A 16458-nucleotide genomic window follows, 5' to 3' on the forward strand; every position below is an offset into this window, starting at 1 on the left:
CGTGAACACGCCGCGTGCGCTGCAAACCCTGGCCAGGCACTGGTCCTGGTCTCATGCACTGGGCTTTGCCCTGTGCGGCGGCGCATTGCTGCTCCTGTTGCTGTGCTTGCTGTACGCGCTATCGGCCCAGCTGGCGCTGCGCCATGCCCATCTGGCGCCGGCCCTGATCGGCGGCGCCATGGCCGCTGCCGCGACGGCGCTGGGCACCGTGCCGGTGCTGCTGTCGCACAAATTCTCGCAGCGCAGCTACGACTGCTTCCTCGGTTTTGGCGCCGGCGTGATGCTGGCGGCTACCGCATTTTCTCTGGTGCTACCGGCGCTGGCGGCGGCCAGGCAGCGCGTGGCAACGCCCATGCACGCCAGCCTGCTGGTGGCCTTTGCCATGGGCCTGGGCATGCTGCTGATCGTCGCGCTCAACCTGGTCGTGCGCGAACGCGTGCAGCATGGGGCGCCCGTCGCCGCCAGCAGCCTGAAAAGGGTATGGATTTTTGTGCTGGCCGTCACCTTGCACAACCTGCCCGAGGGACTGGCGATCGGCGTCGGCTATGCGGGCATCGACTTGGACAAGGCCAATGCGCTGGCGGCCGGCATCGCCATCCAGGATGTGCCCGAAGGCCTGGTGGTGGCGCTGGCGCTGCGCAGCGTGGGCTACAGCCGCCGTTTGTCGGTGGCCATGGGCGCCGCCTCCGGCCTGGTCGAACCGGTGGCGGCGCTCGCCGGTCTGGCCCTGATCGGCCTGTCGTCCGCCCTGCTGCCGTGGGGCCTGGCGGTCGCCGCCGGCGCCATGCTGTTCGTCATCGTGCACGACGCCATTCCCGAGGCGCAGCGCAGCGGCAATGGCGGTTTTGCCAGTATCGCGCTGGTGTCCGGTTTTCTGCTGATGATGGTGCTCGATACGGCGCTCAGCTAAGCAAGGCGCAGTGGCGTTCTAAGTGAGATCGTGCAAGTCCTTTTGCAGCGCCGGGCCGGTGGAAAACTGTGAAAACACGACATCGAGTCCCGCGCGTTCCGGCGTGCAGCACATGGGGCCGACGAGGTAGCGCGATGCCGTGGGAAACGGCGCCAGGCGCAGCAGCGGCCACAGCTTGCCATCGGTCGAATACTGCACGCGGATGGTGCCCTTTTCCACCGTCACGCGCAGCCAGAAACCGTCCGGCATGGCGGGTGCGATGCTGACGGCCCAATCGGAGGTATCGACCGTCAGCACGGTGCTCAATAGCAGCTGGCCGTCGGAAAATTCGACGCCGCATTTGATCCAGTTTTCCGCATCGATACGCACCATCATGCCCGCCTGGTCGTACAGCGCCGCATACTGCGCCGATACGTGCACTTGCGCCGTAAAATCGCCGTCGACCTCAGTGCCGAAAAAGTGGCCGCTGTCGCGGATAAAACCGTATGAGGTCTTGCGCCAGAAATCCGTGTTGGCGTCCGTCGTCACGCGCAATTGCGCGCCGTCGTCGGACCAGTTTTCCGGTGCATTGAGCCAGCTGCCTTGCTTGAACATCGCATCTCCTCATGAGCAAAAAATGCTACATAGTTTGCCCCCATCCCAGCGCCTTGTACAGGGCAATCGCATCGATGTAGGACGCCGTTTCCGCCAGCAGCGCTTCGCGCCGGATATCGAACAAGGCGCGCTGGTTTTCCAGCACGGCCTGGTAGCTGCCGGAACCACCCTGATAGCGCGTGCTGGCGACGCCGAGGGCTGCGTTGCCATGGCGTGCCGACTGCAGCAATGACGCCAATCGCGTCTGGTTTTCCGCCAGTTGCGTGACGGCGTTTTCCACGTCTTCCTGCGCCATCAGTATCGTTTGTTCATAGCGCGCCAGCGCGCCCTGCGCTTCGGCTTGCGTGCCGCGCAAACGTGCCTTGACGCTGCCCAGGCGGAAGGCAGGATAGCTGACGGATGGCGTCACCTCGAAGGCGCGCGCGCCGCCGTCGAACACGCCGCTGCCGCGCAACGCGAAGAAGCCGAGGAAACCGCCGAGGCTCAGGCGCGGATACAGGTCCGCCGTGGCGGCCCCCACGTCTTCGCTGGAGGCGGCCAGCAGGCGCTCGGCGCGCACCACGTCGGGACGCTGCTTGATCAGGCGGTTCACGTCGCCCAAGGGAAGCTGGCCCGCCAGCGGCGCCTGTTGGCGCGGCGTGGTGGCCAGCGCGATGGCGCCTGGCGCTTGTCCGCTCAAGACATCGAGCCGGTACTGCGCCTGACGCAGTCCCGCTTGCAACGGCGGCAGCATTGCCTCGCTGCGCGCCAGGTTGGCCAGCGCGTTGTGGCGCTCTTCCGGCAAGCCGCCGCCGACGCGGATGCGCGCATCGATCAGGGCGACGGTATCGCGCCAGCTGTGCACCTGCGCCTGCGTCAGCGCCAGGTTGTGCTGGTGGCCCAGCGCCTCGTAGTAATTGCGCGCCACCTCGGCGGCGATCGTCAGCTGCACCTGCCGCAAGTCCGCCTGCGCCGCGTCGGCGCGCGCCTGCGCCGAACGGCTGATATGCGCCAGGCGGCCAAACAGGTCGATCTCCCATTGCGCATCGAAACCCACGCGCGTGCTGGCGCTGGCGGCGCGGCTATCAGGTGTGTCTTGCTGCACCTGGCGCTGCCATCCCGCCTGGCCCGTGACGGTGGGCAGTTCATCTAGCCGGCGTTCGTCGAAGACGGCGCGCGCGGCCAGCAGGTTCGCCTGCGCCTGGACGATATCGAGGTTGTGTTCAAGCGCGCTGGCGATCAGCTGCGACAGGCGCGCATCGTCGAAGAACGTCCACCAGGCGGCTTCGCTGACGGCGCTGCTAGCGGGTGCGAATTGCGCCTGCTGTGGGCTGGCCAAATGGATGGCGGGCGTGCCCGGCGTGACGTAGGCGGGGCTGACGGCGCAGCCGGCCAGCACGGGGAAAAGAGAGACAAGATAGCGGTAGTTTTTCATGGGGTTTCCTTCAGCGCCTGCGACAAATCGCGTGCGCGCGGCGTGGCATGGTCGGCCGTGTGGCGGCGGGCCAGAAAGGTGTACACGGTGGGCAGCACGAACAGGGTAAAGAAAGTGCCGATCAACATGCCCGAGACGATCACCACACCGAGGCCGAAGCGGCTGTTGGCGCCCGCGCCGGAGGCGAACAGCAGCGGCACCAGGCCCACCACCATGGCGGCCGTCGTCATCAAAATCGGGCGCAAGCGGATCTGCGCCGCCTTGCGGATGGCCGTGATGCGGTCGAGCTGTTCATGCACCTGCAATTCGTTGGCAAATTCCACCATCAATATCCCATGCTTGCTGATCAAGCCGATCAAGGTCACGAGGCCGATCTGCGTGTAGATGTTGACCGTGGCGTAGCCCAGCGCCAGCGGAATCAGCGCGCCGCAGATCGACAGCGGCACCGTGATCAGGATGATCAGCGGGTCCGTCAGGCTTTCATACTGCGCCGCCAGCACCAGGTAGATGACGACGACGGCTGCCAAAAAGGCCAGCAGCAGGGCATTGCCTTCCGTGGCGAACTGGCGCGCGTCCGATTGCCAGTCATAGCTGAAGCCCGGTGGCAGGGTCTTGGCCACGCCATCGAGGAAGGCCACGGCGTCGCCCAGGGTCACGCCCGGCGCGGGCACGCCCTGGAAGGTGGCCGCGTTTTGCTGGTTGAACTGGGTCAGCATGTTCGGCTCGATCTGTTCCGTCACCGACACGACGGCGGACAGGGGCAGCAGGCTGCCATCGTCGGCGCGCACGTACTGCTGCGTCAGGGCTTGCGCCGTGAGTCTCTGTTCGCGCGGGCTTTGCGCGATGACGTCATAGGCGCGGCCATCCATGCCGAAGCGGTTCAAATAATTCTCGCCGACCAGCACGGCCAGCGATTCGCCGATGTCCTGCATGCGGATGCCCAGGCTGTTCGCCTTGGAGCGGTCCACGCGCACTTTGACCACCGGGTTGTTGTAATCGAGGTCGCTGTCGACGACGGCAAACAGGCCGCTTGCGCGCGCGCGCTGCTTGACGTCTTCCATGGTGCGGAACAGGGTGGCGTAATCCTGCGCGCTGCGCAAGACCATCTGCACGGGCAGGCCGCCGCTCGATCCCGGCAAGGGCGCCAGCTGGAAGGCGAAGATGCTGGTGCCCTCCACGTCGCCCACGGCGTGCTGCAATTCGGCCTGGATGACGGCCGCGTTGCGCGCACGTTCGGCCCACGGCGTGAGGTTGATGCCGCCGATGCTCGATGCCGGCCCTTCGCCGCCGTTGATGATCCAGCGCGAGGCTGTTTCCGGCACGTTTTTATAAATCTCATCGAGCTTGTAGGAAAAACGTTCGACGTAATCGAGGTTGGCGTGCTGCGGCGCCTTGATCGCCGTCAGCACGCTGGCCTGGTCTTCCGCCGGCGCCAGTTCGCGTTGCGGCAGCAGGTACAAAAACGGCAAACTCACCATCACCAGCGCGGCGAAACCGGCACTCAGCCAGCGGTGGTGCAGCGAGCGGTCCAGCAGGCGCGCATAGCGCGAGGTCAAGCCTTCGAAGAAGTGCTCGGCGGCGCGCGCCATGCGCCCTTCCGATTGTTTCGGCTGCAGCAGCAAGGAGCTCATCACGGGCGACAGGGTCAAGGCCACCACGCCCGAGACCACCACGGCGCCGGCCAGGGTCAGCGCGAATTCCTTGAACAGCGCGCCCGTGAGTCCCCCCATCATGCCGATCGGCGCATACACGGCCGCCAGGGTGATCGTCATGGCGATCACGGGGCCGGCCACTTCGCGCGCACCCACCAAGGCGGCCGCCACGGGCGTCTTGCCTTCCTCGATATGCCGGTGCACGTTTTCCACCACGACGATGGCGTCATCGACCACCAGACCCACGGCCAGCACCATCGCCAGCAAGGTCAATAAATTGATGCTGAAACCGAAGGCCAGCATCAGCGCCGCCGCGCCCAGCATCGACAGGGGGATGGTCACGACGGGAATCAGCACGGAACGCAATGAACCCATGCACAGGTAGATGACGATGACGACGATGAGCAGCGCTTCGAGCAGGGTATGCGCCACCTCGTCGATGGACGACTGGATGAAGCGCGCCGTCTCGAACGCCAGTTCGACTTTCACGCCGGGTGGCAGGGTTTTCTGGATCTCGGGCAGCAGCTTCTTGATGCCGTCGACGATCACCAGCGGGTTGCCGCCCGGTGTGGGCGACAGGCCCAGGTACACGGCGGGCACGCCGTCCATGATGCCGCTCGTCTCCGTGGCGGCCGCTCCCAGCTCCACCGTGCCCACATCCTTCAAACGCACGAGCGACGCGCTGTCATCGCCGCCCTTGCGTATGACCATGTCGCGGAACTCCGCCACGCTGGTCAGATCCGTGTTGACGCTGATGTTAGACACGACGAATTGACCTTTGACTTTGCCGGGCGCCGCCTGGTAGTTATTGCGCCGCACGGCGTCGGCCACGTCGGCGGCCGTCAGGCCCCGCGCCGCCAGTTTTGCCGGGTCTATCCACAAACGCATGGCCAGCTGCTGGCCGCCATACACGTCGACTTTCGCCACGCCGTCGATGGTGGCGAACATCGGCTGCACCACGCGCGCCAGGTAGTCCGTCAGCGCGGGCGCGGACACGCTCTCGCTGGCAAATCCCACATAGGCGACAGCCGAGGAGTCGCCGGCCGAGCGCTCGATCACGGGGTCAAAAGCGCCTTCGGGCAGCTTGTAGCGTACCTGGTTGACCTTGGCCATGACTTCCGTCAGCGCCTGCGTGGAGTCGCGGTTCAGTTCCATGCGCACGGTGACCGTGCTGCTGCCCTGCACCGACGACGAGGTGAGGTAGTCGATGCCTTCCACCGACGATACGGCTTGCGCGATCGGCTGCGTGACAAAACCCTGCATCAGTTCCGCCGAGGCGCCCGGATACGTGGTCTTGACCGTGATGGTGGACGATTCGAGCATCGGATACTGGCGGATCGGCAGTTGCAGGAGGGCGATCACGCCCAGCATCAGAATCAAGGTGCTGATCACCAGCGCCAGCACGGGGCGGCGTACGAATAAATCGGTAAATTTCATGGTGATGTCTTTCCTTTACGAGCCGGCCTTGGGCGCGGCGCGTTTTACTTCGTCCAGGGTATTGGCGACGGCTTGCACGGCCATGCCGTCGGCCAGTTTCAGCTGGCCCGAAGCGACCACGCGCTGGCCTTCGCGCAAACCGTCGATAATGGCCACGCGGCCCCCTGCCCGCTCGCCCAGTTTCACGCCCACGCGCTTGACGGTGAGCGGCTGCTTGCCCTCCTGCTGCGCGACAAAGACCGTGTCGCCATACGCGCTGTAGGTCACGGCCGTTTCCGGCACCGTCAGTTGTTGTCCTGCTTCGCGCGCCACGCGCACGTTCGCGTACATTCCCGCCTTGAGCGCACCGCGCGGATTGGTCAGCGCCGCCTGCACCTGCACCATGCGCGAGCGGGCGATCAGCGGATCGATGGCGTTGATCTTCGCCGTGAAAACGTCGCCGGGATACGCGTCCACCAGCACTTGCACGGCCTGGCCGGGCGCCAGCTTCGCGCTGCTCTGTTCATCGAGGGCAAAGTTCACCAGCAGCGCCTTCGTGTCGATCAGGCTGGCCACCGTATCGGCTGCGTTCAGGTACTGGCCCGCGTGCACCTTGCGGATGCCCAGCTGGCCGGCGAACGGCGCGCGGATGGTCTTTTGCGCAATCAGCGCTTCCGTCTGGCGCACGTCACCCAGCGCCGCATCGCGCGCGGCCAGGGCACTGTCGAGCTGCTCCTGCGTGGCCGCTTTTTCCTTCACCATCTGCACCGTGCGGGCATGGCTGCTTTCCGCGTTTTTCAGTTGCGCGCGCTGGCGCAGCAGCATTGCCTGTTCTTGGGCGTCATTCAGTTGTACCAGCACGGCGCCGGCCGCCACGCTCTGCCCTGATTCGAAGCGGATCTGCGTGATGCGCCCGCCCGTCTCGGCCGCCACCTGCACCTGGCGTGCCGCTTCCAGTTCGCCCACGCCGGCGAAGTAGCGTTCCTGCGTGCCCAGCACGACGGGCACCAGCGCCACCTTGGTGGCGGCAGTGGCGGCAGTGGCGGCGGCATCGGCCGCATGGGAGTCCGCGCGCGGATACAGCGCGGCGCCGGCGACGGCAAGGGTGATGGCCAGCGCGGAAGCGCCGACGAGTTTCGTATGCATGATGAAGTCCTTTTTACAGCGGGGAAGAAGAGGCGCAGCGGAGGCTGATCAGGTCCGCTGCGCGTTGAAGAGGAAGAACAAACCCAGGGTCCATAGCAGCAGCACCAGGTGTGTCGTCTGCAAGCCTTCCTGCGCGATCCAGTAGCCGAACCACAGGCCGCCCAGGTGCATCAGCAGCAAAAAGGCGGCCATGGCGCACAAGGCCAGGTTCAGCCAGGGCAGCGCCGCCGTCAGGGAGGCGCCGAAGAACAGCGCCACGCCCGTCCAGGCGGCGCTGGCGGCGGCAAGCTGCAGCGCCAGCACCACGCCCAGCGCCAGCCGGTGCAGGGTCAAGGACGTGAGCGCGCGGCGCAGCAGCGGCGTCTGGATGGTCGGGTCCTGGCGCAATGGATCCATGCGCATGGTGTTGCCGATGGCCCAGACGGCGCCGTGGAAGGCGTGCAGGTTGTTGATGGCGGCCAGGCTTAGCCAGGTGGCCAGGCCGGTGGCGAGGATGGCGTGAAACAGCCAGATGGAGTGCTGCAGCTGCATGGAAAATCCAGTCCAAAGAGTGTCTTGCCGGCACGCGGGCGTGGAAACTCCTCGACAGCGGGGAGCTACCGGCCTATTATGCAAGCAATTAGTTGGTTAACTGGCCCCATGATAGTTGAGTGAAATGAATTACACAAGTAAACGTTTGGATAATCAGGAGGCGCCGCAAACGACGGAGCGCATCCTGTATTTCATCAAGACCAAGGGCCCCGTCTCCACGGCGACCCTGGCCAAGACCCTGGACATGACGGGCGAGGCGGCGCGCCAGCAAGTGCAAAAGCTGGTGGCGGCGGGTCTTATCGAAGGGCGCCAGGAGGCGCAGGCGGGTGCCGGCCGGCCGCGCCAGAACTGGGTCTTGACGGAAGCGGGCAATGCGCGCTTTCCCGACACGCATGCGCAGCTGACGATCAAGCTGATCGGTTCCGTGCGCCAGCTGTTTGGCGAAGCGGGGCTGGACAAATTAATTACCCAGCGCGAAGAGGAAAGCCGCAGCGCGTATGCGCTGGCGTGCTCGGCGCCGGACTTGCCCACGCGGCTGCAACAGCTGGCGGCCGTGCGCGATGAAGAGGGCTATATGGCGCGCGTGGAAGCGGACGGCGACGACTGGCTGCTGATCGAAGACCACTGCCCCATCTGCGCCGCCGCACGCACTTGCCAGGGCTTTTGCCGCTCCGAAATGCAGCTGTTCCAGGAAGTGGTGGGACCGCACGCCAGCATCGTGCGCGAGCAGCATGTGCTGGCCAACGCCATGCGCTGCGTGTACCGGATCAGGGCGCTGCCCTAGTCTTTCGGAAACAGAGGGTGGGTAGCAAGCGCCACCAGCCCCGCCAGCCACCACACGACGGACCAGTTGCTGGCCGCCAGCAAATGCGGGATGGCAATCGGTGTGAGGAACAAGCCCGCATATACGGCCGTGTTCGCCATGCCCAAGGCCGTGCCCGCGTTGGCGCCGCCCGCCTCCGTGGCCAGCTCCGTGTAGGCCACGCCATGCCAGGCGGACACGGCGATGCCGGCGAGCACCACGGCCGCCATCAACAGCCAGCCCGGCGCCTGTATCCAGGCGATGCATCCGAGCAAAATGAACGAGGCCAGCGCCACCAGGGCCGAGCCGCGCAGGTAAGCGGGCCGATTCGCGTGGCGGTCCGTATGGCGTCCGCTCCAGATGCGCATCACCATGGCGCCCGCCTGCAGGGCCACCATCACGGCCGTGATGGCGGCCAGGCCCAGGTGGCCATGGTCGTGCAGGAACACGGTGGCGTAGCTGAGCACGGCAAACTGCGGCACGCACAGCAAGCCGATGGCGGCCACCATGCGCCAGACTTTACGGTTCTGCAGGGGCGGCTTCACTGCAGATAGGCCCGTGGACGCGTTGTGCGGCCCTGTGGCGGCCTCGGCAGAGAAATCGGGCTCATGCATCCAGCGCCACGTAAAAAACGCCGACAGGCCGCATACGAGGGCCAGGGCGCCAAACACGGGCATGAAGCCGTAGCGCGATGCCAGGCTGGGCAGGACGAGGGCGCCGAGGCCGCCGCCCATGGGCACGGCCGTCTGGCGGATGCTCATGGCGAAACCGCGTTCGCCGGCGCCGAACCAGCGCATCACGGCGCGGCCGCTGGCGCCATTCACGCTGCCGCCCAGCACGCCGACCAGCGCCAGCCCGGCCGCCAGCGCCCATAAGGGCGGCACGGACCCGTCAGCCGGCGTGATCCACAGCAGCAAGGTCAACAGCGCGAGCATGGTGCCCAGCAAGCCGGTCAGCAGCACGGGGCGGTCGCCCCAGCGGTCGGTAGCCATGCCCCATGGCAATTCGGTCAGGGCCACACCCAGGCCCATGGCGCCCAGCGCCACCCCCAGTTGCGTATTGCTCAGGTGATAGCCGCTGCGCAGCCAGATGGCCGTGGTGGGCATGCCGTTGGCGGCGGCGGAAAAGCTGGCGTTGGCCGCCACGCCGACGGCCAGCACTTTCCAGCGGTGGGCATTGCCCGGCGCGGGCAGGGAGGCAGGAACAGGAATAGCTTGGCAATTGGTGCTCATGGCAGGGACAGGAAAGTGGTTGACCCTGACAGTGTTGCGCAGTACGATCGTTCTGAATATCAGATAATTTACTAGTCACCATCCCACAAAACCGGACGATTGTATTGATGCCATGAGCCTGCTGAATTTCGACATCGCCTTTTTGCGCAGCTATGTGGCTGGCATCGAACTGGGCAGCTTTGCCCGCGCGGCCGACAAGGTGGGCCGCTCGACCTCGGCCGTCAGCGCGCAGCTGAAAAAACTCGAGGAGCAGGCCGGCATGCCCCTGTTCCGCAAGGATGGCCGGGGACTGGCGCTGACGCCGGCCGGCGAAGTTCTGCTCGGCTATGCGCGCCGCCTGCTGGAACTCAACGACGAGGCGGCCGTCGCCTTGCGCGGCGCGGAACTGGAAGGCTGGATCCGGCTCGGTTTGCAGGAGGATTTTGGCGAAGCCTTGCTGCCCGACGTGCTGGGGCGCTTTGCCCGCGCGCATCCGAAAGTGCGCATCGAAGCGCACGTGGCGCGCAACACGGCCTTGATGCAAGGGCTGGCCATGGGCCAGCTGGACCTGGCCCTGCTGTGGGGCGGCGCCTGCATCGCCGACGTGGCCGAGTATCCGCCGCAGCAGCGCCAACATATTGCCGAGCCGGCCATGCGCTGGATCGCCTCGTCCAGCCTGGCCTGGCGGCCCGAGTCGGGCGAACCGTTGCCGCTCATTACGTTCGACCGCGACTGCCTGTTCCAGCGCTGTGCCACGCAGGCGCTGGACCATGCCGGCATCGCCTGGCGCACGGCGTTTACCAGCCCCAGCCTGGCGGGACTGTGGGCGGCGGCCGCCGCCGGGCTGGGTGTGACGGTGCGCACCGGCCTGGGCTTGCCCTCAACCGTGTGCGCGCTCGATCACGTGGCGGCCGGTTTGCCCGCCCTGCCCCCGTTGTCGCTGGAATTGCTGCGCGCGTCCAGCGTGTCCAGGCCGCCCGTCGAGCGCCTGGCCGGGCTGATCATCGAATCGCTGCAGAATGGGATGGCGTCAAACGGTTGAAATTCAAGTGCGCGCAATCAGCACTTGCACGGGCGCCATGGGAAAATCGCTGGCGCCGTACTGCTCCACTTGCCGCCAGCCCGTGTCGCGCAGCAATTGTGCCAATTCCCCCTGGCGCGTTACCGTGCGGCCCAGCATGCGCATCGGCAAGTAATACGGCAGCACGCGCGCCGCGTCAACGGCTGCCGGAGCGATTTCCGCTTGCACGCAAACGAACACGCCACCGGGTTTCAAGGCCGCATGGATCTTGCGCAAGGCCGCCGCCATGTCGGGCACGAAATGCAGCACGGACGAGCACCAGATGAGGTCGTAACCGTTGCCGATATCGTCGCCGTCCAGGTCGCCGCCCACCGTCTGCAGGCGGTCAGTCAGTTGCGCATGGGCGATGTTGGCGCCGGCCACGGCCACCGTTTCCGGCCAGTCGAAAACGCAGCCGTGCAAACCCGCATGGGCTTGCGCCAGCGCAATGGCAACCCAGCCCGGACCGCCGCCCAGGTCGAGCAGGCGCAGTGGCGTGTTGCCGTCTGCAAACGGGGTGATCCGTTGCATCACGGACAGGGCCGCGCGCATGGTGACGGCGCGTTGTTCCTGGCCGATCTGCTGCTGCGCGGCAACGGCCCAGTTGACTCCAGTCGCCGTGTTGTATGGCGCTACTTTGCCACCCTCGCGCACCAGCGTACTGAGCTGGGTGGCGAAGTGGCGCAGCGCATGCAGCCGGTACAGCCAGGCGTCGCCGCAAAAGGCCACCGAGTTGCGGCAGAAATACTGCAAGGTGGCGGCCGTGCAGCGGTAGCGCTGTGTGTCTGCCTCGGCAGCGGCCCCATCGCGTTCCAGCACCTGCATGCTCCAGAGCAGTTCCAGCAGCAGGGCCGTGTGCGGCGCGTGCAGCGACAGGGTGTCGGCCAGCTGCGCCGGCGTGTGCGGCGTGGCCAGCACCTCGAAAATACCCAGTTCCAGGGCTGCGGCCAGCCCGTCCGCCTGCACGGGCGCGACGGCCAGATCCCAGTACGGTTGCAAGGCATGTTGCGTGGTAAACGGCATGGCATTTCCTTTCGGCGAGGTGGGCAAGAACGCCTATTTTATGCAACAATGAGAATAATTATCATTTGCATTTGTATGCGACACGGCGCATTTTGTATGCGCGACGGCGCGGAAAACAGGAGGAGCGATGAGGGAACAGGACAGGGAAGCGGCAGGCTGGACGCGGCGCCAGCTGGACCCGGGGTTGAAAGAGTGCCGCGCGGACCAGCGCCAGGTCGATCAGGGCTTGCTGCTCGTGCATTCCGATTACCGCCCGCGCCTTGCCCTCGTCGAGCCATCGAAGCATGACGATGCGGGCGGCATGGTCATTACCATCGGCCTGGAAGGCGCATCCGGTTACCTCACGCGCGATGGCGAACAATTGCGTTTCCTGGGCGGCCATACGACGGTGACGGCGTTTCACCACGTCAGCGGCGAGCGCCGTTTCGAGGCGCATCAACGGGCGGCGCAATTGCGCGTGCTGGTGGGCGAAGACGCGCTGGCGCGCTACTGGCCGGAAGGCCTGACTTCATTGTTACCCAACGGTGGCGCGCGCCAGCTGGCGCATGCGGCCACGACGCGCAGCAGCGCTCTGCACGCGCGCGCGCTGCTGCGCGCGACGGATCCGCTGGCCGTGCATATCGGCGTGCTCAGTATCCTGGCGGAACAGTTGCGGGCGCTGTGTCCGGCGCCCGCGTCCGCTTCCGTGCCACGCTGGTCCGAGACTGATATCGCCAAACTGGAACGCGTCCACGCACTGATGCAGGAGCAGATGGCGCAAGACCTCACGCTCGATTACCTGTGCGCGCAAGCGGGATTGAGCTTGTTCAAACTCAAGCAGGGATGGCGCTACCGCTACAACGACAGCCCCCAGCGCACCCTGCTGGCGCTGCGCATGCAGCGGGCAAAGTTACTGCTGGAAAATGGGTGCCAGGTGGCGCAGGCGGGCTGGCAAACGGGCTATCGCCATCCGTCCAATTTCAGCGCCGCGTTCAGCCGTTATTTCGGCTACGCGCCGAAGACCGTGGGACGCGCTGGCAAGTAAAAAGCCGGTGTAGAATCGGCGGGCAGCACATACTCATACGACCCACAAGGAGACATGATGGCCCGTAAAATCTTTGTCAATCTGCCCGTCCAGTCGCTGGAACGTTCCGTCGCGTTTTTTACGGCGCTGGGCTTCAGCTTCAATGCCCATTTCACCGATGAAACGGCGACGTGCATGATCGTCGCCGACGACATCTTCGTGATGCTGTTGACGCACGACAAATTCAAGCAATTTACGCCCAAGCAACTGTGCGACACCACCGTGGCGACGGAAGTGCTCGTGTGCCTGTCGGCCGAGAGCCGCGGCGAAGTCGATGCGCTGGTGGCGAAGGCCGTCCAGGCGGGCGGCAGCATCTACAAGGAGCCGATGGATTTCGGCTTCATGTATGGACATAGTTTCCAGGATCCTGATGGGCACCAGTGGGAGTTGATGTACATGGAACCTAATTCTGTCCCCCAATAGCATCGTAGGTCGGATTAGCGGCGGCACGTCGCGTAATCCGACAATATTGTTGGCCGGTGGTGGTGTCGGATTACGCGCGGCTTCGCCACGCTAATCCGACCTACCCGGCTGTTAAACTTGCGCCTTAGCTGGCCAGCGCCAGCAAATCGACCACTTCCAGCCCCGCCAGGTCTTGCGTCGTATTGCCCGCAAACGCGGCGCGGCTAGGCTGGCCGTTTTTCAGCCAGGTGCGCGTGACTTCCTTGATCTGCGCCAGGGTGCAAGTTAATACGCCGGTGCGGAATTGCTGGCGCACGGCTTCCGTCGTGCCGCGCTGCTGCATGTTCCACGCCGTCAGCGCTTCCGCGTACGGCGAATGCGGCTTGTCGAGGCCCTTGATGACGCAGATGATGGCTTCTTCCACTTGTTCCTGCGAGAAATCGCCGTCGAGGATCTGATCCAGGGTCGTGCCGAAGTCGGCGAACGTGCCGGCCAGGCGCGGATCGCGGTAGGAACTCAATGTAAAGGTGCCGGCGCCGGCCGCATAGCTGGCGCTGCCGCCATACGCGCCGCCTTTTTCGCGCAGGGCCGTGTGCAGCACCTGGTTTGTCATCAGTTCAGCGGCGACGGCCAGGGCGGCAGCGTCCGGATTGTGCACGCCGGGCACGGCCCAGGAAACGAAGCAATGGTTGATCTGGCTCGTCGCATGCAGGGCCGTGTTGGCTAGCGGCAAAGCGGCAGCTGCGGCGGCAACGGCTGGCGCGTCCGCGTCCGTGCTGGCGGCCGGCAACTCGAGCAAGCGGGCCAGGGTGAGGCCATCCTGTTCCAGGCCGGCGCACAGCACGGTTGGCTGCTGGGCGATGATGTGCGCGTGCAGGGTGTCGAGTTCGCGCGCGATTTCCTGCAAGCCTGCTGACGTCTTGCTCAGCTGTTGCAGACGGCGGTAGAACGGCAGCGCTGCGGGGCCGCCGACGATGTCGTCGAAGCGGCGCGTGGGCGACAGCGGTGCCGCCGAGGCCAGCATGGCGTAGCGGTTGCCCGATTCGGCCAGGCTGGAGAGTTTGTCTTGCACCAGGCTTTCGATCAGGAAGGCCAGGCGTTCTTCTTCATCGAAGCGTGGCTTGGCGATCCAGGCCGACAGCACGGCGGCAATCGCCGCGTGTTCTTCGCGCAAGCCGCTGGCCGAGAACGACAATTCCACACGCATCGCCTGTTGCGGACGGGGAATGGCTTCCAGGCCGATGTGGAACGATGGCACCATGCTCTGGCGCCAGGCGCTGGCGTCGTCGAACGACATGTCGCCCACGCCCAGTTCCGGCGCTAGGTCCGTGTACAGGCGCAGCCATGGCCACGACGCTTCCGGCAGGCTCGACACGTCGTACAGCACGTTGGCATAGCTGATGCCGTTCGAGGCGATGCTGAACGCCACGGCGCCGTCGACGGCGGCTGGGATCGGCAAGGCCGGGCGTGGCAAGGCGCTGACATCGCCAGGGCGGATGCGCGGCAAGACTTCGGAATTCGATGGCAGTTGCTGATGCGCTTCCAGCGCGGCGGACTCGGCCACGATGTGCTCGCGCTCGGCATCCGTCAGCTTCGCCTGCAAGGCCGCCAGTTTCGCGTCTTCCTGGGCGGCGCGGTCCGTGAAGTAGGCGCTGTCGGGTACCACGTGCGTCGTCAAACGGGTCGGGTTGGCGATCAGCTCACGCACCAGCTGCTTGAAGAAGGCCGGATCGTCGATCTGCTGTTCCAGCGTTTCCAGGATGGCCGCATTGTCGAACGCGTCCATCACGTCGCCGCCATACATGGCCAGTGGCAAGGCGTGCAGCAAGCGGCCCAGGCCGTAAGGCATGCGGCCGCTGCTGATTTCGCGCTGGCTGTATTTGATGTCGCGCAAGGCCGCGTGCAGCACGGCGGCCGGAATGCCCTCTTCCGCCGTCTCTTCCAGGGCCGTCCAGATGCGCTGGTGCGCATCGGCGATCTGTTCTTTGGTTAAACCTTCCATGCCGATGTGGAATACCATCTGGCGGATGCCCGCGTCGCGGCCATTCATGTCCGATGGGCGGCCATAGCCAGCCGATTCCATGGCGCGCATGACGGGCGCCGACGATTCACCCAGCAAGCCGTGCGACAGCAAATGCGCGTGGTAGTAGGCGATGGGGTCGCTCGATTCGCCCATCAGCCACGCGAATTGCAGACCGAACTCATCGTCGCGCGCTTCCTGCGAAGGAATTTTCACGATGTTTTCCTGCGGCGCCGTCCATGCTGGCGCCAGCTGCGGCAGGCGGCGTTCGGAGAAGCCGCTGAGCTTGGACAGCACGCGTTCGGCGACTTGTTCCTGCACGGCCGACGCTTCGATATTGCCGGCGGTCATGATCACGGCTTGCGACGGGTGGTAGTGGCTAGCGTGGAATTCTTTCAGCATGTCATGCGTCAGTTCGGGGATATTCAGCGGATCGCCGCCCGATTCCACTTCATACGTCGTGCCTTTGAGCAAGGCGCTGGCGATGCCGCTGTCGAGCGCGCGCATGGGACTGTTGAAAGCGCCCTTCATTTCATTGAAGACGATGCCTTGGTACACGAGCTTGTCGCCTTCGAACGCGTGGCGCCAGCCTTCCTGGCGGAAATTCAGGTAATCGAGGTTGGGGAAGAAGGCCGCGTCCAGGTAGACGTCAAGCAGGTTGAAGAAATCCTTGCGGTCGGTACTGGCGAACGGGTACACGGTGCGGTCCGGATAGGTCATCGCATTCATGAACGTGGCCGTCGAGCGGCGCAGCATCGAGAAGAACGGGTCGCGCACCGGGTAGCGCGACGAGCCGCACAAGGCCAGGTGTTCCAGAATGTGGGCGCGCCCGTCGCTCACTTCGGGCACAGTGGGAAAGGCCACCAGGAACACCATCTCAGCCTGCTCGGTATGCATGTGGATATGGCGCATGCCCGTTGCTGGCTCGACATATTGTTCGATGGTTGCCTGCAAGACTGGAATGAAGTTGCTGCTGACTTTTTCAAATGTGCTCATGCGGTATGGGATCTCTGCGGTAGGTGATTCGGAGTGTCGGTGGAGCTGCATCACATGTGGGGGCAAAGTGGCGTAATGCCAGGGCCGGGGCCACTTTGATGCCTGTATGAAGTTTTTCCCTATTGTACTAGGAGTATCTGCGTGCCGCCGCCGAGGCTTGCTTGTCGGACGCAAAAGCAATAATGTTGCCAGATCGGCTATTTTTGACAGCTGGCGCC

General features: G+C 65.1%; 13 protein-coding genes. 5 read left to right on the forward strand and 8 right to left on the reverse strand.

Annotated elements, in window-relative coordinates; translation table 11 throughout:
- Positions 1 to 28: 28 nt before the first annotated feature.
- Complete coding sequence (locus ACPJXG_RS28375; RefSeq protein ID WP_425254800.1) at positions 29 to 910, forward strand: ZIP family metal transporter; 882 nt, start codon at positions 29 to 31, stop codon at positions 908 to 910.
- 18 nt (positions 911 to 928) lie between these two features.
- Here ACPJXG_RS28375 and ACPJXG_RS28380 read toward each other — a convergent pair whose 3' ends face one another.
- The 5 genes from ACPJXG_RS28380 to ACPJXG_RS28400 are packed head-to-tail and all read right to left on the reverse strand — an operon-like array spanning position 929 to position 7663.
- Entirely contained in the window at positions 929 to 1504 is a 576-nt protein-coding gene (locus ACPJXG_RS28380) for a DUF1349 domain-containing protein (RefSeq protein WP_425252979.1), read from the reverse strand.
- 25 nt (positions 1505 to 1529) lie between these two features.
- A complete protein-coding gene (locus tag ACPJXG_RS28385) occupies positions 1530 to 2918 on the reverse strand; it encodes an efflux transporter outer membrane subunit (RefSeq protein WP_425252980.1) in 1389 nt (462 codons plus the stop codon).
- Positions 2915 to 6007, reverse strand: coding sequence for a MexW/MexI family multidrug efflux RND transporter permease subunit (locus tag ACPJXG_RS28390; RefSeq protein ID WP_425252981.1), 3093 nt, complete (start codon positions 6005 to 6007; stop codon positions 2915 to 2917). Before ACPJXG_RS28390 ends, ACPJXG_RS28385 begins: the two co-directional genes overlap by 4 nt.
- Positions 6008 to 6022: 15 nt before the next feature.
- Positions 6023 to 7132 (reverse strand): efflux RND transporter periplasmic adaptor subunit, encoded by a 1110-nt coding sequence (locus ACPJXG_RS28395; protein ID WP_425252982.1) that lies wholly within the window; start codon positions 7130 to 7132, stop codon positions 6023 to 6025.
- 48 nt (positions 7133 to 7180) lie between these two features.
- Complete coding sequence (locus ACPJXG_RS28400) at positions 7181 to 7663, reverse strand: DUF2165 family protein (RefSeq protein ID WP_425252983.1); 483 nt, start codon at positions 7661 to 7663, stop codon at positions 7181 to 7183.
- Positions 7664 to 7787: 124 nt separating this feature from the next.
- Between ACPJXG_RS28400 and ACPJXG_RS28405 the strand changes: the two genes are divergently transcribed.
- On the forward strand, positions 7788 to 8447 hold the full coding sequence (locus tag ACPJXG_RS28405; RefSeq protein ID WP_425252984.1) for a helix-turn-helix transcriptional regulator: 660 nt from the start codon (positions 7788 to 7790) through the stop codon (positions 8445 to 8447).
- On the opposite strand, the gene ACPJXG_RS28410 is transcribed toward ACPJXG_RS28405, so the two are convergent.
- A complete protein-coding gene (locus tag ACPJXG_RS28410; protein ID WP_425252985.1) occupies positions 8444 to 9697 on the reverse strand; it encodes an MFS transporter in 1254 nt (417 codons plus the stop codon). The two genes, ACPJXG_RS28405 and ACPJXG_RS28410, sit on opposite strands and share 4 nt — an antisense overlap.
- A gap of 112 nt (positions 9698 to 9809) precedes the next feature.
- Here ACPJXG_RS28410 and ACPJXG_RS28415 point away from each other — a divergent pair, with 112 nt between their 5' ends.
- Entirely contained in the window at positions 9810 to 10718 is a 909-nt protein-coding gene (locus tag ACPJXG_RS28415; protein ID WP_099403877.1) for a LysR substrate-binding domain-containing protein, read from the forward strand.
- 3 nt (positions 10719 to 10721) lie between these two features.
- Here the strand turns inward: ACPJXG_RS28415 and ACPJXG_RS28420 are convergent, their stop codons facing one another.
- Entirely contained in the window at positions 10722 to 11759 is a 1038-nt protein-coding gene (locus ACPJXG_RS28420) for a methyltransferase domain-containing protein (RefSeq protein WP_425252986.1), read from the reverse strand.
- A 127-nt stretch (positions 11760 to 11886) separates the two neighbouring features.
- On the opposite strand from ACPJXG_RS28420, the gene ACPJXG_RS28425 reads away from it, so the two are divergent.
- Positions 11887 to 12783: a helix-turn-helix transcriptional regulator gene (locus ACPJXG_RS28425; protein WP_425252987.1), complete on the forward strand. Its 897-nt coding sequence runs from the start codon at positions 11887 to 11889 to the stop codon at positions 12781 to 12783.
- Positions 12784 to 12840: 57 nt separating this feature from the next.
- Positions 12841 to 13245 (forward strand): VOC family protein, encoded by a 405-nt coding sequence (locus tag ACPJXG_RS28430; protein ID WP_219310463.1) that lies wholly within the window; start codon positions 12841 to 12843, stop codon positions 13243 to 13245.
- 124 nt (positions 13246 to 13369) lie between these two features.
- Here ACPJXG_RS28430 and ACPJXG_RS28435 read toward each other — a convergent pair whose 3' ends face one another.
- On the reverse strand, positions 13370 to 16240 hold the full coding sequence (locus ACPJXG_RS28435) for an insulinase family protein (RefSeq protein WP_425252988.1): 2871 nt from the start codon (positions 16238 to 16240) through the stop codon (positions 13370 to 13372).
- Between the last annotated feature and the right edge of the window lie 218 nt (positions 16241 to 16458).

This window comes from Janthinobacterium sp. NFX145 (assembly GCF_049810325.1).
Classification (GTDB): domain Bacteria; phylum Pseudomonadota; class Gammaproteobacteria; order Burkholderiales; family Burkholderiaceae_D; genus Janthinobacterium; species Janthinobacterium rivuli.